A 17,010-nucleotide genomic window follows, 5' to 3' on the forward strand; every position below is an offset into this window, starting at 1 on the left:
GACTGCAGCGAATACGTCACATCATCAGCTTAGGCATGGAGCGTTTCCACGGTGTTACCCACGATCCCCGCCTGGCCGGTCCCGACATCCGCCGCGAGTCCGGCGGCCAGCCCCTGAGCGAGGCCTGCGGCATGGTCGAGCAGCGCGAGGTCGCTGTGCCGCGGCCCGACGAGGCTGAGCCCGAGCGGCGCCCCTTTGACGGAGAGGCCGGGAAGGGACACGGCGGGGTATCCGCCGATCGCGGCGAGGCAGGTCAGTGAGAGTGTCGCAGTTCGGATCGCTTCGATCCTGGCCCCTGACGCGGTGCGGGCCGGCGCGGTCGACGAGGCGGAGGGCAGCAGCAGGATCCGCCCGTCGAGGGCCGCGTCGAGCCGTTCCCTGGCCTCGGCGAGGTCGATCCGGTGCCCGGCGGCTTCGTCCTCGTCGATGAGGGAGGCGAACGCGAAACGGGAGCGCACGTCGGGGCCGAGCGTCCCGGGGTGGGCGTCGACCCAGTCGCCGTGGGCCCGCCAGGCCTCGGCCGCCTGCACGGTGCGGAAGGTCTCGAACAGGTCGGCGAGCGGGTCGAGGGAGATGATCTCGACCGCGGACAGGTGTCCGCTCCTCTCGAGGCGGTCGACCGCGTCGACGAACGCGGCCTGGACGCCCTCGTCCGCGGCGAAGACGGTCATGGCGCACACGGCGAACCGGGCGGGCACCGGCAGCTGCCGGTCGGTGTCGAGCGAGGCCGCTGCGGCGGTCCTGAGCAGTTCCGGGCCCCTCGCGAGCCAGCCGACCGCGTCGAATGAGGGCGCGAGCGGCAGCACCCCGTCGCGGCTGACGGCACCATGGCTCGTGCGCAGCCCCCAGAGCCCCTGGTACGAGGCCGGCACCCGGATCGACCCTGCGGTGTCGGTGGCGAGGGCGAGGTCGGCCTGGCCGAGGGCGACGGCGGCGGCCGGCCCGCTCGACGAGCCGCCAGGCAGCCCGCCGGGAACGCGCGGATTCGGGGGCGTGCCCGAGTGCACGTTGGCCCCGGCGATGCTGTACGCGAACTCGTCGGTCTGCGCGATGCCGATCACGCTGGCCCCTGCCCGGAGAAGCGCGGTCAGCGACGGCGCGCTCGCGGTCGCGGGTGTCGCGCTCTCGAGGTAGGCCGGGTTCCCGGCACCGACCGCGAACCCGGCCACGTCGAAGAGGTCCTTGACCGCGACCCGAACGCCCTCGAGGGTCCCGCCGGCCTCGCCGGCGACGAGCGGCGTGCCGGCCACCCGCCAGATGCTGCGGTCGATCGCGGGAGCGGACGCTGCGACCTGCGCGGCCTCGATCCGCCAGCCCGCCGCTGTCCGGTTCCAGAGCTGCGTCACGAGGCCTGCCCCGCCGGCGAATGGCGCGTTCTCCGAGACGATCAGGGCGTGGTCCGTCCCGATGGCACGCACGTGCAGCGAGCGGATGCTGCGCCGCACGACACCGGGACGGCCGGCGCGGAATCCGGCGATCGCATCGCTCCCGACGAGCAGGCCGGCCGCGTCGCCGCGGAGCGTGTCTGATCCGGGCAGGAAGAACCCGGCGAGGGCCCCGAGGTCATTGGCGGCGAGCGCGGCCTCGTAGTCCTCGAATGCGCTGAGCAGGCCGGCCGGCAGCTCGCCCGTGACCGAGGTCGGCACGAGGTGGGGTGCGAGGGTGCGCTCAGGCACCGAAGTCCGCCGTCCGGATACGGGCGTGCACGCCCGTGACACGGTCGACGACCTGGGAGATGTTGAAGTCGGTCGCCGCGCTCAGGTAGGCGTACGCCAGGGTCGGGTCCATACCGTACCGCGCCCCGAGCAGGGCGATCGCGGCGCGCACACAGGCCCGCATCGCTTCGTCGAGGTCGGGGTCGAGCCCGGTCGGCACGAGGAACTCGCCCGTCTCGGCGAGCGGCCCGGTCAGTTCGCCGAAAAGTGCCGCCGCCTCGACCGCCGGAATGACGTCGAAGCGGATGCGCACCCGCAGGCTGGCCTCGAGTGCGGTCAGCGCCACCTCGCCATCGCCCTGGGCGAAGTGCGGGTCGCCGACGTAGGCGAGCGCGCCCGGCACCTGCACGGGCAGGTAGAGCGCGCTGCCGACGGTGAGCAGGCTGATGTCGAGGTTGCCGCCGTGCGCGCCGGGCGGGACGGAGTGCGGCCGGGTGTCTCCCGCGACGCCGACGCCCATGATGCCGAGAAACGGGTCGAGCGGGAACCGCACGACCCGGTCGCCACCGGGAACGAGCGGGAGGGTGCCGGAGAGCGGCCCGGCTTCCGTCCCGAAACCGGGATCGGTGTCGACCTCGGTGAACACGGAGACCGTTCCCTGTCCCACGGGGTACTCGCCGGGGAGCGCCCCGCGACCGTGGCGACTCGAGATGACGCCGTACAGCACCCGGGGAGTCGCCTCGAGCAGGGTCATCCGGAGCAGGTCGCCCGGCACCGCCCCGCGCACCTCGATCGGCCCGGTCACGACGTGCGGGCCGTCCGCCTCCGCATCCCGCGGGTAGTGGCTTGCGGCGAGCGCGACGGCGTCCGTGAGCACATCGCCCGCTGCGACGCCGTGGCCGCCGAAGAAGGCGAGCGGGTCACGACCCTGGTCCTCGAGCAGTCCCTCGTGGCTGAGAGTGTCGATCGTGACTGTGTCACCGGATCCGATCGAGAGCACTGCGGCATCCGCTGCACAGGGCAGGCGTCCCCACAGCACGGTCTGGGGGGTGGCCGGAAGGTAGTGCCCGGGCGCGATGCTCCCCATGCCGGGCTGCAATACGACGTGCGACATGGGAGCGCCTTCCAGGAACACGGAAACAGGAACGTGGTGCTTCACACTATTGGTGCCTCGCGATCGAGGCTATCTCCCGTTTGCGTGCCATTCGACCAGCCGGTACGTTTCAGGTCACTGTTGACACGATCGACATGAGTTTTACCTCCAGGAAACAATTGCAACAGTCCCCGTCCCGAAGGATCACCCGTGCTCGAGAAGCTCCGCCGCAATCGCGCGAACCTGCACCTCGGCCTCATGCTTGCGCTGGCGTTCTCCACCGGCCTGGCGGATGCCGTCGGGCACCTCGGCCTCGACAAGGTGTTCACCGGCAACATGGCGGGGAACGGCGTCATCCTCGGGATGGCCCTCGCCGGCGCGAGCAACCTGTCCGTTCTGGGCCGCTGCTCGCCCTGTTCACCTTGATCACGGGCCTGGCCGCCGACTCGCGGCAGAGCGGGTGCATGAGTTTCCGGTCTCGGTGGCGGGAATGGCCCCCGGCGTGTGAGGCTTGACCGGTGCCGAAGACTTCTGAAAAATCGGACCTGCGTGAAGCCGTCTCCCTCGACCGCCCCTGGGTCACCATCGTGTGGGACGACCCGGTCAACCTGATGTCCTATGTGTCCTACGTGTTCCGCAGCTATTTCGGGGTCGCCCCCGAGGAGGCCGAACGCCTGATGCTGCGGGTGCACAACTCCGGCAAGGCCGTTGTCTCCACCGGGAACCGGGAGTCGATGGAGCGCCACGTCGAGGCGATGCACGGCTTCGGGCTCTGGGCAACGCTCTCGCGCGAGGACTCCTGATGCTCTTCACCCGTGACCCGGCCGGAACGGTGTCCGCGAGCTTCGAATCGGTCGAGCTCGGGCTGCTCCGGCTCGCCGCGAGCCAGCTGATCGAGCTCCTGCTCGCCGCCGAGACCCATGCCCTCGGGACCAGGGCCGATCCCGCGCTGACACGCCTGCTGCCGGACGCCTACCCCGACGACGCCGAAGCCTCGGCAGAGTTCCGCCGGTTCACCTCCGGGGATCTCCTCGACGGCAAGCTCGCGAACGCCCGCGTGCTGCTCGCCTCCCTCGGCGAGGAACCCCTCGATGAGATCGCCGACGAACCGCCGCTGCCCTTTCTGGACGACCGCTTCGAGGTTCCGCCGATGCCGATCGCCCTCGACGACGTCGGCGTGCAGTCCTGGCTGCGCACGCTCACCGACCTCCGGCTCACCCTTGCCGAGCGCCTGGAGATCTCCCCCGACGGCGAACAGCACCTCGACGCCGACGAGGCCCCACTGCTCAGCAGCATCTACGAGTGGCTCGGCATGGTCCAGGAGTCCCTCGTCTACGCGATCGACCGCTAGGCGATCGCTACGGGAAGGGCTTCACGCGCGGTCAGCGCCTCGTAGGCCCGGCGCGGGCCCGCGCCGCCCCGCAGTGAGTCGCTGAGGGCGTCGAGGCGCGCGCGGTCGTCGGCCGGAAGCCCGAGCACCGAGAGGACTGCGGCGCGGAGCTCGAGGCTCGTCGCGGTGTTGGGCGCGAGCGAGAGCCCGAATCCGCTCGTCTCGACGCCCTCTGCCCCGGCGAACTGGTCGGTGGAGAACGGCAGCACGAGCAGCGGTACTCCCGCGGTCATCGCCTCGGTCACACTGTTGTTGCCGCCGTGGGTGACTCCGAGGTCCGCGGCGCCGAGCAGGGCGACCTGGGGCAGGAAGCCGCGCACGAGCCAGGCGTCCGGGACCGGACCGAGCTCGGCGGGGTCCGTCGACCCCGTCGCGAGGGCGACCCTGACGGAGAGGCCGCGGAGGGCATCCGCCACCCGGGCGAGCACGTCACCGCGCACCGAGAGGAAGCTCCCGAAGCTCACGTAGACGAGGGGACGGTCGTCGCCGGCCGCGACCGCGTCGGCGAGCCACGCCTCGACCTCCGCGTCGCGGGCCTCCTCGCGCACCGCGGAGCCGAGGAAGACGTGCTGCGGCAGCAGTGCAGTCCGGGCCGGTGCGTGCAGTTCGACCGGATAGTTGAGCATCAGCACGTCGCCGGATTCGGTGAAGGCGTCGCGGCTCGGCTCGGCCGCCGGGTCCAGTTCGAGCAGGGCGGCGTTCCACTGGGCGGTGAAGTTGTCGCGCACCGCCTCACAGGTGCTGTGAAGCCCGGCGAGGTCGTCCGGCTCCGGCGCGAAGGCGTCGGGCCAGGCGGACGGGAAGCCATAGACCTCGGAGCCGACCGGAAGGGCGCTCGGGTGCCCGAGCACGACGTCGGCGTGGCGGATGCCGGCGCTCACGAGCGCGAGTCGGGCGCTGAAGGCCAGGTGGTCGACGATGATCTGGTCGGGGCGCACCTCGGCGACGATGCGCTGCACCTCCCTGGCGGTCAAGACCGGGTTCCAGAGCAGGTCGTTGCTGCGTGCCTCCGCCTGGAACTGCAGCGTCGGCACGAGGCCGAGCCTGGTCGCGGCGAAGAAGCCGCGGAGGGCGTCGTCCTCACCGCTCGGCTGCTGTTCCGCCCGGATGGTGCCGGGGTTCGAACCGCGGCCGAGCTGCAGGTTCACCCGTTCGAAGCCGAACTCGGCGACGATTCCGGCCGTCGCGGGGCCGCTCGCGACGACGACCCGTTCCCCGGCGGCCTGCCAGGCTGTGCCGAGGGTCGCGAGCGGGAACAGGTGCGAGGCGTAGTCGGGGCTGATGATCAGCAGGGTCATGAGGCGCTCAGCGTCCAGGTTGAAGCCAGTCCCCGGCCGTAGCCGTTCGCGGCATCCGCCCTGAGGCGCTCGTGCGCTTCGGCGACGTCGCGGTACACCCCGGAAAGGGTCGCGGCCATCGCCTGGATCGTGAACGAGCCGGAGACCATGGCCATGGCGCGCTCGGCGAATTCGGGGCCGAAGGGGCCGGCCGCGAGTTCGAGGGCCTCGCGCACCCCGGCGCCGAGGCCGGCCGGGTCCCCGGTGTCGACCAGGAACCCGGTCACGCCCTGTTCGACGTATGTGGCCGGTCCCCCGCCGTTCGGGGCGACCACGGTGAGGCCTGCGGCCATCGCCTCGAGCAGTGCGATGCCGAATTCCTCCTTCATGCTCGCGCAGACATACACGCCGTTCGCCGCGGCGAGACCGGTGCGGCCGAGGCGGGTGGCGGCGAGCCAGCGGGCGACGGTGTCGTTGGAGCGGTGCCCGGCAAGCAGCAGCCCCGCAGAGGCCGCGTCGCCGCGCGGCACGGCGGCGTGGATCCTGTCGAGCTGGCCGGCCTCGTCCGGAGTGGGATCCTCGAGGTCGCCTCCGACGATCAGGAGGTTGCAGGCGGCATGGAGCGCCGGGTCGGCCGCCCAGGCTTCGACGAGGGCCGCCATGCCCTTGACCCGGTGCAGCCGGCCGACGGTGATCGCGAGCGGCAGTGCGCGGCGCTCCGGCGGGAGGGTTGCGAGGAGCTCGTCGAGCTGGCCGAGGGAGAGAGCGCCCTCGACGCTCATCTGGGCCGGAACCACGGACGCGGGCGGGGCAGCCACCACGGGCTCGGCAAACGCTGCGGCCACGACATCCGCGACCGGCGTGCCCTCGCTCGCCCCGGCGTCGACGAGCGAAGCCTCGATCACGCCGATGTCGATGCCCTCGGCGACGATCGAGTGCCGTTCCGGGTGCTGCGTCACGTCGATGCCGACGAGCTCGCGCAGGTCACGCTCGAGGTCGGGCCGGGGGAAGAGCACCGTGTGGGCGGCATCCGCTGCGAGGCGCTGCACGAGCCGGACGCGGAACCAGAAGTGATCGGCGGCATCGGCCGTGCCGAAGGTCGCGCGGGTGAGGGCACCGACGGACTCGAGCGAGCGGATGAGGCTGTGCGGGTCCGGCGCGACGGTGAACATGACCGGGATGTCGAGTTCCCTGGCGACCGTCGAAGCGGCGAGGGTGCCCACGTCCGCCATCCGCAGGTGGATCGCGTCGACCGGCCCCGCGGCGCGGAGCACCCGGCGGATGCCACGCTGGGTCGCGATCCGGCGGGACCAGGCATCGGCGGAGGCGACGGGCTCGCCGAGGAAGGGAACCGTCGCAAAGGCGTGGCCGGACAGGGTCGACGCCACCTCGGGCAGGCAGTCGAGCGCGGAGGCGAAGCCGCCGCGGGAGAGGGTCAGCACCCGTCCGACATCGCCGGCACCAGTCCCGGCACCGCTGCCGGACTGGCCGGCGACGAGCGCGTCTCCGAGCCGGACCAGCAGGGTCGCGATGCCGCCGTTGTCGCCGGCGCCGACTCTGGTCAGCGCGCCGTCGATGTCGGCGTGCAGGAAGAGCTGGGCGACGGTCGTTCCACTGCTCCACGGTGCCCGCGGGTAGCGCGGCACGGTCAGGTCGATCACGGCGAGCCTGGCCACCTCGGCGAGGACCCCGCTGCCTGCGGCCAGCCCGGTGACGATTCGGAGGCCGGTGTCGGTGGAACCGATCCCGGTTCCGATCCCGGTTCCCATACCCGCGCCGGCGCCCGAGAGGGAGCCGGGCCCGGCATCGGCGAGGCCCCGGTCGCCGATCGCGGCGATCGCGGCAGCCCGCACCTCTGTCGCCTCGGCCGGGTCGACGGCGACGCGGAACAGCATGCGTTCGGGAACACGCCCCGAGATCTGGCCGATGGTTTCGACCAGGCGGGCACGGGCGCCCGGCTCTGTGACGCCCAGCAGGGCGCCCTCGACGGCGAGGGCGACAGGGGCCGCGACGGCCGCGCTCCATTGCTCGAGGGTGCGCTGGGCGATCATCCCGGCGAAACCGCCGTCGATGACCATCCCAAGCAGGGGTGCGACCGCGTCGAAGCGGGGCAGGCGGGCGCCGAACCCCCAGGCCGCGTGCTCCCGGAGGAAGAGCTGCTCGTGCCCGAGGAGGGAGACGAGGACCTCGTCCGCCGTCTCGTCGAAGACCTGGGCGAGGGCGTGCACCGCGGCGATCGCGGTGACCTGGTCAGTCGGATCGACGGCGGCCTCGGCGAGCAGGCGCACGGCCCGGCTACCGCCGTCCCGGCTCGCTGCAACGGTGAGGTCGTCGGCGGCCATGATCGTGGCGAGGATCGAGTCCGCGCTCCGGAGCGAATCCAGTGTGCTCTGCGTTCCCATGGTCGAACTCCCTGTCTGCCGGCGATGCCGCGGCTGGTGTCGGCCGGTGGGCCGAGAATGGCCCGGTGGGCCGGGACAAACACCCCGTGTCGATTCAACGCCACTTTCCCGGTTCGCGCGCCCTCCCGGGCTGGGAATCACCCGAGAGGACGCATCGCCGTTCTCAGACCCTGCGGCGGCGGCCGTTGTGCCGGTACGCAGTCACAAGGAGCATCATGGATGGCATGACACGTCAGGCGCCGATCCAGGACATCAACGAAGACTCCCTCGTCGTGAAGAAGCCGAAGACCTCGGCGGCGGGCCTCGAAGCCGTCGTCGTCGCGCTGGAGCGCGGCGTCGCCCAGGCCGGGATCGGCCGCACCACCCGGGCCCTGCTCCGGCTCAACCAGCGCGACGGCACCGACTGCCCCGGTTGCGCCTGGCCCGAATCGCAGGGTCACCGAAAGACCGCCGAATTCTGCGAGAACGGCGCGAAGGCCGTCGCGGAGGAGAGCACCGTGCGCCAGGTGACTCCCGTATTCTGGGCGGAGCACTCCATCGCCGAACTCGCGACGAAGACCGAGTACTGGCTCGGCAACCAGGGCCGCATCACGCACCCCGTCGTCATCCGCCCCGGCGACACGCACTACTCGCAGATCTCCTGGAACGACGCGTTCGAGCTCATCGGCGAGCAGATCCGTGCCACGACCCCCGACCGCACCGTCTTCTATACATCGGGACGCACCGCGAACGAGTCCGCGTTCCTCTACCAGCTCTTCGCCCGCTCGATCGGCACGAACAACCTGCCGGACTGCTCGAACATGTGCCACGAATCCTCCGGCTCGGCGATGAACGCGACGATCGGCATCGGCAAGGGCACCGTCTCCCTCGAGGACATCCACCACGCCGAGCTCATCCTCGTCGTCGGCCAGAACCCGGGCACCAACCACCCGCGGATGCTGTCAGCCCTGAAGGAATGCAAGGACAACGGCGGACAGGTGGTCGCGGTCAATCCCCTCCCCGAGGCCGGGCTCTTCAACTTCAAGGACCCGCAGTCCGTCTCCGGACTGATCGGCGACGGCACCGCGCTCGCCGACGAATATCTGCAGATCAAGGTCGGCGGGGACCTCGCCCTGTTCCAGGCCCTCGGCCACCTGCTCCTCGAGGAGGAGAAGCGGGTGCCCGGCTCCGTCGTCGACCAGTCCTTCGTCGACGCCAACACCCAGGGACTCGAGGAGTACCGGGCCGCGCGCGGCGAGATCGACTGGGAGGAGACCGAGAAGGCGACCGGGCTGTCCCGGCTGCAGATCGGCGTCGTCGCGAGCATGCTCGTGACGTCGAAGGCAACGATCATCTGCTGGGCGCTCGGACTCACCCAGCAGCCGCACTCGGTCAACACCCTCAAGGAGATCATCAACCTGCTGCTGCTGCAGGGTAACTTCGGCAAGCCGGGCGCGGGCGCCTGCCCGGTGCGCGGGCACTCCAACGTGCAGGGCGACCGCACCATGGGCGTCTGGGAGAAGCCGAAAGAGGCCTTCCTCGCCGCGCTCGACACGGAGTTCGGGATCGTGAGCCCGCGCGCGCACGGTCTGGACTCCGTCGCGACGGTCGAGGCCTTCGAGAACGAGGACGTCGACGTGTTCGTGTCCCTCGGCGGCAACTTCGCCCTCGCCTGCTCGGACACCGCGAAGCTCGAGGCCGCGATGCAGCGGGTCGGGCTCACGGTGCACATCTCCACGAAGCCGAACCGCTCGCACGTGATGCACGGGCGCACCTCCTTGATCCTGCCGACCCTCGGCCGCACCGACACCGACGACAAGCACCCCGGCGGACGCCAGGTGCTCTCCGTCGAGGACTCGATGTCGGTCGTCCGCACGACACAGGGTCGCCTCGACCCGGTGTCGGAGCACCTGCTCGCCGAGCCCGTCATCGTCGCCAGGATGGCGAGCGCGACCCTCGGCGCCGAACACCCCGTCGACTGGAAGGCGATGAGCGAGGACTACGACCTGATCCGCGACCACATCTCCCGGGTCGTGCCCGGCTTCACCGACTTCAACCGGCGCCTGAAGACGAAGAACGGCTTCGTGCTGCCGAACCCGCCCCGCGACACCCGCAGCTTCGCGACCGACATCGGCCGCGCCCGGTTCACGGTGAGCCCGCTCGAATACCTGACTCCGCCGGCCGGGCACCTCATCCTGCAGACCATCCGCAGTCACGACCAGTACAACACGACGTTCTACGGCCTCGACGACCGGTACCGTGGCATCTCGAACGGGCGCAGGGTCATCCTGATCAACAAGGACGATGTCGTCGAACTCGGCTTCCACGACCGCGACCTCGTCGATGTGATCAGCACCTTCCGCGGCGAGGAACGCCGCGCGGACGAGTTCCGGCTCGTGGTGTACCCGACCCCACGTGGGTGTGCCGCCGCATACTTCCCCGAGGCGAACGCGCTGATGCACCGCGAACTCGTCGCCCGCGAGTCGAACACCCCCGGCTACAAGGCCATGGCGGTGCGCTTCATCGCCCACGAGTCCGCGCAGGTACCCGCCTGACGCCATCCGTTCAGGGGCGCGCGGGCACCTGCTCGGGTGCCGGCGTGATGGGGGCAGCGGATGCCGGCGGCTCGCCGCTGGGGATCCGCTCGGCGCCCGCGTAGATCACCATCGAGTCGCCGCGGAGGAAGCCGACCAAGGTCATGCCCACCTCGGTGGCAAGTTCCGCGGCGAGCGAGGACGGCGCAGAGACCGCGGCCAGCACCGGGATGCCGGCCATCGCGGCCTTCTGGACGAGTTCGAAACTCGCCCGCCCGGAGACCTGGAGCACAGTTCCACGAAGCGGCAGCCGGTCCTCCTTGACCGCCCAGCCGATCACTTTGTCGACGGCGTTGTGGCGCCCGACGTCCTCGCGCAGCACGAGCAGTTCCCCGGTGGCGGCGTCGAAGAGTCCGGCGGCGTGCAGGCCGCCGGTCTTCTCGAAGACCCGCTGGCCGGCCCGGAGCACGTCCGGGAATGTGGTGAGGCGTTCGGCGTCGAGGAGGACGGGATCGTCTGAGACGGTGAAGACCGACCGGGTGCGCACGGCGTCGATGTTCGCCTTGCCGCAGAGCCCGCACGCGCTGGTGGTGAGGAAATTCCGCTCGAGGCTCGGGTCGGGGACGGCGACGCCCGGCGCAAGGCTCACGTCGAGAACGTTGTAGGTGTTCTCTCCGTCCACGGTGGCGCCGGCGCAGTAGCGCGCCGCGAAGAAATGCTCGCCGCGGCTGATCACGCCCTCGGACACCAGAAAGCCCGCGGCCAGGTCATAGTCGTTGCCGGGCGTGCGCATCGTGACCGCGAGCGAGGTGCCGTTCACACGGATCTCGAGCGGTTCCTCGACGGCGAGCACGTCTTCCCTGGTGGTCCTCAGACCGCCGACGGTGAGCCGGACGACCTTTCGTCGTGCCGTGATTCGTGTCATTGTTCCTGGTCACCCTCCGATGTACGACATCTCTATCTTTTTCTTACCGGATGCCCGAAGTTCGCTCGTTTTCGCGCTCCGCAGGTCCGAATACCGGTCGGTCCGCTCTCGCCAGATCGTGGCCATGGCGGCGGAGAGGTCGTCGTCCGTTGCGCCGCCGCGCAGGAGCGCGCGCAGGTCGTGGCCCTCCGTCGCGAACAGGCAGGTGAAGAGCTTGCCGTCGGTCGACACCCGGGCGCGGGAGCAGGTCGAGCAGAACGACTGGGTGACGCTCGAGATCACGCCGATCTCGCCGCTGCCGTCGCGGTAGCGCCAGCGTCTAGAGGTCTCCCCGGTGTAGTTCGGGGCGATCTCGTCGAGCGGCAGCTCGGCGTTGATCCGCGCGATCACCTCGCGGGACGGCACGACGGCGCCCATCTCCCAGCCGTTGCTCGAGCCGACGTCCATGAACTCGATGAAGCGGAGGATGACCGGCGTGCCCTGGAAGTGCCGGGCCATCGAGAGGATGTCGCCGTCGTTCTGGCCGCGCTTGACGACCATGTTGATCTTGACCGGGCCGAGGCCGACGGCCGCGGCCACGTCGATGCCGTGCAGGACCTTCGCGACAGGGAAGTTCACATCGTTCATGGCCCGGAAGGTCGCGTCGTCGAGGGAATCCAGGGACACCGTGACCCGGTTGAGCCCGGCGTCCTTGAGGGCCTGCGCCTTGACCGCGAGCGCGGAACCGTTCGTGGTGAGAGCGATGTCGATGGGACGGCCGTCGGGTGTGCGGAGGGCGGCAAGCTGCGCGACGAGGTCTTCGAGGCCGCGGCGGAGCAGCGGTTCGCCGCCGGTGAGCCGGATCTTCTCGACCCCGTGAGCGACGCTCACCCGAGCGAGCCGGGTGATCTCCTCGAACGTGAGTAGTTCATCGCGTTCCATGAACGCGAAGTCGCGGCCGAAGACCTCCTTGGGCATGCAGTACACGCAGCGGAAGTTGCAGCGGTCCGTGACCGAGATGCGCAGGTCGTGCAGCGGGCGACCCAGGGTGTCCGCGAGTCTCGGTGTTCCGGTCATACGCTCCACCCTAATCTTCCGTCAAGGGCACCCCGGGACAGGGATGCCCGGCCAGGGTGACCCTGGCCGGGCATCCGCTCGGAATGGCCGCTATTACTTGACGTAACCGTTCGGGTTGAGCACATATTTCACGCTCTTGCCGGCGTCGAACTCGGCGTAGCCGCGCGGCGCGTCCTCGAGGCTGATCGCCTGGGCGTTGACGGCCTTCGCGATCTGCACCTTGTCGTGCAGGATCGCCATCATGAGCTTGCGGTTGTACTTCATCACCGGGCACTGGCCCGTGGCGAAGGACAACGACTTCGCCCAGCCGAGCCCCAGCCGGATCGAGAGCGACCCGACCTTCGCCGCCTCGTCGACCCCGCCAGGGTCACCCGTGACGTAGAGCCCAGGGATGCCGAGCGCGCCGCCGGCTGCGGTGATGGTCATGAGCGAGTTGAGCACCGTCGCCGGCCGCTCCTCCCCCGCCGCCTGGCCGTGCCCGCGGGCCTCGAACCCGACCGCGTCAACGGCGCAGTCGACCTCGGGGACGCCGAGGATCTGCTCGATCTGGTCCTGCGGGTCGCCCTTGCGCAGGTCGACCGTCTCGCAGCCGAAGCTGCGGGCCTGGGCCAGCCGCTCCTCGTTGAGGTCGCCGACGATGACTGCGGCCGCTCCGAGCAGGTGCGAGGATGCCGCCGCCGCGAGGCCGACCGGTCCTGCTCCTGCGACGTAGACCGTCGACCCGACTCCGACGTTGGCGCTCACCGCCCCGTGGAACCCGGTGGGGAAGATGTCGGAGAGCATGGTCAGGTCCATGATCTTCGCGAGGGCCTGGTCCCGGTCCGGGAACTTCAGGAGGTTCCAGTCGGCGTACGGCACGAGAACGTACTCGGCCTGGCCGCCGACCCAGCCGCCCATGTCGACATAGCCGTATGCGCTGCCGGGGCGATCGGGGTTGACGTTCAAGCAGATTCCGGTCTTGCGCTCCTTGCAGTTGCGACAGCGACCGCAGGAGATGTTGAACGGGACCGACACGATGTCGCCAACCTTGATGAACTCGACATCGGGGCCGGTTTCGACGACCTCGCCGGTGATCTCGTGCCCGAGCACGAGGTCGGCAGGGGCTGTCGTGCGCCCGCGGACCATGTGCTGGTCCGAGCCGCAGATGTTGGTGCTGACCGTGCGGAGGATGGCCCCGTGCGGCACCTTCCGGCCGACGTTGGCCGGGTTGACGCCGGGCCCGTCCTTCAGTTCGAAGGTGGGGTAGTCGATGTCGATGACCTCGACGTGCCCCGGGCTCTTGTAGGCAACTGCTCTGTTCCCTGTCATTACATACCTTCCTAGGTTCTGCGTTGTGATCCTCTGTGCACGGCCGTTTCGATCGTGCGAGATTGCAGTGGTGCTAGTTGGTGCGCTGTGGGGTGACGCTTACTCGGTGGTGCCGTCTTCGACGAAACACCCATCGGCTGGGGATATCAAGGGGGTTGCCGAGACTCTGGGCGGATGCGGATGCGCGGGCCGCCGGGAGCGCCTAGCGTAAGGGGCATGGCCCTTCCTCCCCTTGTCGAACCCGTTGCCCGGCTCACCCCGGCCGAATCCGTGCGCACCGCCCGTCAACGCCGCCTGCCGCAGCTCGACGAGCTCGGCCAGCGTCGCCTGGCGAACACGAAGGTGCTCGTGCTCGGCGCGGGCGGCCTCGGCTCCCCCGCCCTGCTCTACCTGGCGGCGGCTGGAATCGGCACGATCGGCATCGTCGACGGCGACGACGTCGAGCCGAGCAACCTGCAACGCCAGATCGTGCACGGCCAGGCGGATGTCGGCAGGCCGAAGGTCGTGAGCGCCGCGGAGTCCATCGCGGCCATCGCCCCGGCGACCGTCGTCGTCCAGCACGCCGAGCGGCTCGACCACGGCAACGCCCGCGCGCTCATCTCCGGGTACGACGTCGTGATCGACGGCACCGACAACTTCCCGACCCGGTTCCTCGCGAACGACGTCTGCGCCGAACTCGGGAAGCCGCTCGTCTGGGCATCCGTGCTGCGCTTCGACGCCCAGCTCTCGGTGTTCTGGGCCACCCCGCCCGCGGGGAGCGGCGTCGCGGGCGTGCAGCTGCGAGACCTGTTCCCGAATCCGCCCGCGGAGGGCGAAGTGCCCAGCTGCGCGGAGGCCGGCGTGCTCGGCGCCCTGTGCGGCCAGGTCGGTTCGCTGATGGCGACGGAAGCGATCAAGCTCGTCGCCGGCATCGGCGCACCCTTGATCGGGCGGGTGCTCGTGATCGACGCCCTCTCCGGGCGGTTCACCGAGGTGCCGCTCGTCGGTGGAGACGCGGAAGGGCACGCCCGGGCCGCCAGGGAGGCCGCCGCGACCGGCTCCGTTACGGCGAGCGTGCCCGCACGCGTGCCCACCTGGCCGACACTGTCCGCGGCCGAGCTCGTCTCCCGTCTTGTCGCGCGCGCGAACGGCACGGACGACTTCATCGTCCTCGACGTGCGCGAGCCGGGAGAGCACGCCGAGAGCGCCGTCCCCGGCTCGCTGCTGCTCCCCCTCGACCGGCTGCGCAGCCCGGAGGGCCTGGCGTCACTCCCTCGCGACGTGCCACTCGTTCTGCACTGCGCGCAGGGGCCGCGCGCCCTGAGCGCCGCCGCAGCGCTCGCTGCGGACGGCTTCACCGACCTGACCCTGCTTGAGGGCGGGATCATCGCCTGGGACGCCGCCGTCGCCGACGGCGGAGCTCCCGGTTTCGGCCAGAAGTGGTCTACCCAGTGGTCGGGGACCTGGTCCCCCGAATGGTCCGTCGAAGCGCGGAGCTGACCGTGGCAGTACCCGAGGGCGCTGCGGGGAACCACGACCACGCGAGGCGCGGCGGGCACGCCGACGCGGCATCCGCCCGCCCGGTGGCCGAGCATCTCGACTGGATTCTGGGGCGGTTGCCCATTCTCGAGCCCGTCCGGGTCCCGCTCGAACACGCGCTCGGGCTCGCCCTCGCCGAGAATGTCACAAGCGCGACGGACACCCCGCCGTTCGACAACTCGGCGATGGACGGGTACGCCGTGCGGCGCGCCGACCTGCTGGCCGCGACCGCAGGGAGCCCGGTCGTGCTGCCCGTCGTCGCCGACCTCGCCGCGGGTACCGCGCAGAACCCGCGCATCGACGCCGGGGAGGTCGCCCGGATCATGACAGGGGCGCCGATCCCCGACGGGGCGGATGCCGTCGTGCCGATCGAGGACACCGACAGGGGCACCGACCGGGTCGGTATCCTCAGGGTGCCGGAGCCGGCAGCCCACATCCGCAGGGCCGGCGCCGATGCGGCCGCGGGTGACACCGTGCTACGGGCAGGGACGACGCTCTGGCCGACCCGGATCGCTGCCGCCGCGAGCGCCGGCCGCGCCGAGTTGCTCGTGCACCCGGCGCCCCGCGTCGCCGTGATCTCCACCGGCGATGAACTCATCGTGCCTGGCACCCCCGCGCGGCGCGGCCAGATCCCCGACTCCAACTCGTACCTGCTCGCCGCCGCAGTCGCCCAGGCCGGCGGCGTCGTGCACCGGATCGGGGCGGTCCCCGACGACGAGGAGTCCCTGCGTACCGTACTCGACCCGCTCATCGGCACGGTCGACGCGATCATCCTCTCCGGAGGGGTCAGCGTCGGAGCGTACGACGTCGTCAAGGCCGTGCTCGCCCCGCTCGGAGTGTGGTTCGGCCCGGTGCGGATGCAGCCCGGCAAGCCGCAGGGCTTCGGCCGACTGCCCGCAACCGGCACCGGCCGCAGCGGCAGCACAACCGGGAACCCAGGCTCCGCCGGAAGCGCCGCGCCCGGCCCGATCGTGTTCGCCCTGCCCGGCAACCCGGTGAGCGCGTTCGTCTCCTTCGAGGCCTTCGTGCGCCCGGCGCTCCTGTTCATGGGCGGCCACGGCACCATCACCCGTCCGACGATCACGGGGACCGTCGCCCGCGGTTGGAGCTCACCAAGCGGCCGCCAGCAGTACATGCCCGTCGTCTGCGAGCGTCGTGGCGAGGAGACCCTCGTGTGGCCGGCCACCTCCGGAGGTTCCGGCTCGCACCTCGTTGCGGGACTCGGGCAGGCCGAGGGTCTCGCCGTCGTCCCTGAGGACTCCGACACCGTGGCAGAGGGCGACCTGCTCCCGGTCATGCTGGTGATATGAGTCATGCTGGTGGTATGACTTCCGCCCGAGACGAAACCGCCGCCGCCAGAACCGAAGGGCACGCTGCGCCGGGTGCGCAGGCCGGGCAGCCGTTCACGCATCTCAATGCGGCCGGCCAGGCCCGGATGGTCGACGTGACCGAGAAGCCGCCGACCGTGCGCAGCGCAACCGCGGCGGGCTTCGTTTTCTGCGGGCCCCGCGTGGTCGCCGCGCTTCGCGACGGCACGACGCCCAAGGGCGATGTGCTCGCCGTCGCGCGCATCGCGGGCATCCAGGGCGCGAAGAAGTGCGCGGACCTGCTCCCCCTCGCCCACGTGATCGGAGTGCACGGGGCGGCTGTCGACCTCACGATCGAAGACACCGGTGTGCGGGTGGCGGCGACCATCCGCACGGCCGACCGCACCGGCGTCGAGATGGAGGCGCTCACGGCCGTTTCGATCGCTGCGTTGGCGGTCGTCGACATGGTGAAGGGACTCGACAAGTCCGTCAGCATCGGGGACATCCGCCTGATCAGCAAGACCGGCGGCAAGTCCGGCGACTGGCTGCGCCCCGCCGAGTAGGAC

The 17,010-nt window shown here is 70.8% G+C and carries 14 protein-coding genes; 7 read left to right on the forward strand and 7 right to left on the reverse strand.

Translation table 11 applies throughout. The annotated features are described in order from the left end of the window. Nucleotides 1-29: 29 nt before the first annotated feature. Together RCH22_RS08730 and RCH22_RS08735 are read right to left on the reverse strand one after the other, a co-directional pair. On the reverse strand, nucleotides 30-1,676 hold the full coding sequence (locus RCH22_RS08730) for an AtzH-like domain-containing protein (protein WP_327013630.1): 1,647 nt from the start codon (nucleotides 1,674-1,676) through the stop codon (nucleotides 30-32). After that, nucleotides 1,669-2,769 (reverse strand): acetamidase/formamidase family protein, encoded by a 1,101-nt coding sequence (locus RCH22_RS08735; protein ID WP_327013631.1) that lies wholly within the window; start codon nucleotides 2,767-2,769, stop codon nucleotides 1,669-1,671. The genes RCH22_RS08730 and RCH22_RS08735 overlap by 8 nt, the downstream gene beginning before the upstream one ends. Before the next feature lie 189 nt (nucleotides 2,770-2,958). Here RCH22_RS08735 and RCH22_RS08740 point away from each other — a divergent pair, with 189 nt between their 5' ends. From RCH22_RS08740 to RCH22_RS08750, 3 genes are all read left to right on the forward strand, one after another. Continuing rightward, nucleotides 2,959-3,174 carry a DUF1275 family protein gene (locus tag RCH22_RS08740; protein WP_327013632.1) on the forward strand — a complete coding sequence of 72 codons (216 nt, stop codon included), beginning with the start codon at nucleotides 2,959-2,961 and terminating at the stop codon, nucleotides 3,172-3,174. 92 nt (nucleotides 3,175-3,266) lie between these two features. Further along, on the forward strand, nucleotides 3,267-3,551 hold the full coding sequence (clpS, locus tag RCH22_RS08745) for an ATP-dependent Clp protease adapter ClpS (RefSeq protein ID WP_327013633.1): 285 nt from the start codon (nucleotides 3,267-3,269) through the stop codon (nucleotides 3,549-3,551). Further along, nucleotides 3,551-4,099, forward strand: coding sequence for a DUF2017 family protein (locus RCH22_RS08750; RefSeq protein ID WP_327013634.1), 549 nt, complete (start codon nucleotides 3,551-3,553; stop codon nucleotides 4,097-4,099). Before clpS ends, RCH22_RS08750 begins: the two co-directional genes overlap by 1 nt. On the opposite strand, the gene RCH22_RS08755 is transcribed toward RCH22_RS08750, so the two are convergent. Further along, on the reverse strand, nucleotides 4,096-5,436 hold the full coding sequence (locus RCH22_RS08755; RefSeq protein WP_327013635.1) for a nucleotide disphospho-sugar-binding domain-containing protein: 1,341 nt from the start codon (nucleotides 5,434-5,436) through the stop codon (nucleotides 4,096-4,098). The genes RCH22_RS08750 and RCH22_RS08755 overlap by 4 nt on opposite strands. After that, nucleotides 5,433-7,817, reverse strand: a complete 2,385-nt coding sequence (locus tag RCH22_RS08760) for a glycosyltransferase (protein WP_327013636.1) — start codon at nucleotides 7,815-7,817, stop codon at nucleotides 5,433-5,435. The genes RCH22_RS08755 and RCH22_RS08760 overlap by 4 nt, the downstream gene beginning before the upstream one ends. A 224-nt stretch (nucleotides 7,818-8,041) precedes the next feature. Between RCH22_RS08760 and RCH22_RS08765 the strand changes: the two genes are divergently transcribed. Next, a complete protein-coding gene (locus tag RCH22_RS08765; RefSeq protein ID WP_327015485.1) occupies nucleotides 8,042-10,351 on the forward strand; it encodes an FdhF/YdeP family oxidoreductase in 2,310 nt (769 codons plus the stop codon). Nucleotides 10,352-10,361: 10 nt separating this feature from the next. Here RCH22_RS08765 and fdhD read toward each other — a convergent pair whose 3' ends face one another. From fdhD to fdhA, 3 genes are all read right to left on the reverse strand, one after another. Beyond that, nucleotides 10,362-11,255, reverse strand: coding sequence for a formate dehydrogenase accessory sulfurtransferase FdhD (fdhD, locus tag RCH22_RS08770; protein ID WP_327013637.1), 894 nt, complete (start codon nucleotides 11,253-11,255; stop codon nucleotides 10,362-10,364). Between the two features lie 9 nt (nucleotides 11,256-11,264). After that, entirely contained in the window at nucleotides 11,265-12,311 is a 1,047-nt protein-coding gene (gene moaA / locus RCH22_RS08775) for a GTP 3',8-cyclase MoaA (protein ID WP_327013638.1), read from the reverse strand. 93 nt (nucleotides 12,312-12,404) lie between these two features. Then, nucleotides 12,405-13,619 carry a formaldehyde dehydrogenase, glutathione-independent gene (fdhA, locus tag RCH22_RS08780; RefSeq protein ID WP_327013639.1) on the reverse strand — a complete coding sequence of 405 codons (1,215 nt, stop codon included), beginning with the start codon at nucleotides 13,617-13,619 and terminating at the stop codon, nucleotides 12,405-12,407. A gap of 216 nt (nucleotides 13,620-13,835) precedes the next feature. On the opposite strand from fdhA, the gene RCH22_RS08785 reads away from it, so the two are divergent. Genes RCH22_RS08785 through moaC form a run of 3 tightly spaced genes read left to right on the forward strand, consistent with a single transcriptional unit; the run spans nucleotide 13,836 to nucleotide 17,007 of the window. After that, nucleotides 13,836-15,098 carry a ThiF family adenylyltransferase gene (locus RCH22_RS08785; RefSeq protein WP_327013640.1) on the forward strand — a complete coding sequence of 421 codons (1,263 nt, stop codon included), beginning with the start codon at nucleotides 13,836-13,838 and terminating at the stop codon, nucleotides 15,096-15,098. Nucleotides 15,099-15,100: 2 nt separating this feature from the next. Continuing rightward, nucleotides 15,101-16,447: a gephyrin-like molybdotransferase Glp gene (gene glp / locus RCH22_RS08790; RefSeq protein WP_327013641.1), complete on the forward strand. Its 1,347-nt coding sequence runs from the start codon at nucleotides 15,101-15,103 to the stop codon at nucleotides 16,445-16,447. Nucleotides 16,448-16,461: 14 nt separating this feature from the next. Then, nucleotides 16,462-17,007: a cyclic pyranopterin monophosphate synthase MoaC gene (gene moaC / locus RCH22_RS08795; RefSeq protein ID WP_327013642.1), complete on the forward strand. Its 546-nt coding sequence runs from the start codon at nucleotides 16,462-16,464 to the stop codon at nucleotides 17,005-17,007. Nucleotides 17,008-17,010 lie beyond the last annotated feature (3 nt).

The sequence above is a fragment of the Cryobacterium sp. GrIS_2_6 genome (assembly GCF_035984545.1).
Classification (GTDB): domain Bacteria; phylum Actinomycetota; class Actinomycetes; order Actinomycetales; family Microbacteriaceae; genus Cryobacterium.

Coding starts and splice junctions, on each gene's coding strand:
- RCH22_RS08735 (WP_327013631.1), bottom strand. CDS start 2,769: ATGTCGCACGTCGTATTGCAGCCCGGCATGGGGAGCATCGCGCCCGGG.
- RCH22_RS08750 (WP_327013634.1), top strand. CDS start 3,551: ATGCTCTTCACCCGTGACCCGGCCGGAACGGTGTCCGCGAGCTTCGAA.
- RCH22_RS08755 (WP_327013635.1), bottom strand. CDS start 5,436: ATGACCCTGCTGATCATCAGCCCCGACTACGCCTCGCACCTGTTCCCG.
- RCH22_RS08760 (WP_327013636.1), bottom strand. CDS start 7,817: ATGGGAACGCAGAGCACACTGGATTCGCTCCGGAGCGCGGACTCGATC.
- RCH22_RS08765 (WP_327015485.1), top strand. CDS start 8,042: ATGACACGTCAGGCGCCGATCCAGGACATCAACGAAGACTCCCTCGTC.
- fdhD (WP_327013637.1), bottom strand. CDS start 11,255: ATGACACGAATCACGGCACGACGAAAGGTCGTCCGGCTCACCGTCGGC.
- moaA (WP_327013638.1), bottom strand. CDS start 12,311: ATGACCGGAACACCGAGACTCGCGGACACCCTGGGTCGCCCGCTGCAC.
- fdhA (WP_327013639.1), bottom strand. CDS start 13,619: ATGACAGGGAACAGAGCAGTTGCCTACAAGAGCCCGGGGCACGTCGAG.
- RCH22_RS08785 (WP_327013640.1), top strand. CDS start 13,836: ATGGCCCTTCCTCCCCTTGTCGAACCCGTTGCCCGGCTCACCCCGGCC.
- moaC (WP_327013642.1), top strand. CDS start 16,462: ATGACTTCCGCCCGAGACGAAACCGCCGCCGCCAGAACCGAAGGGCAC.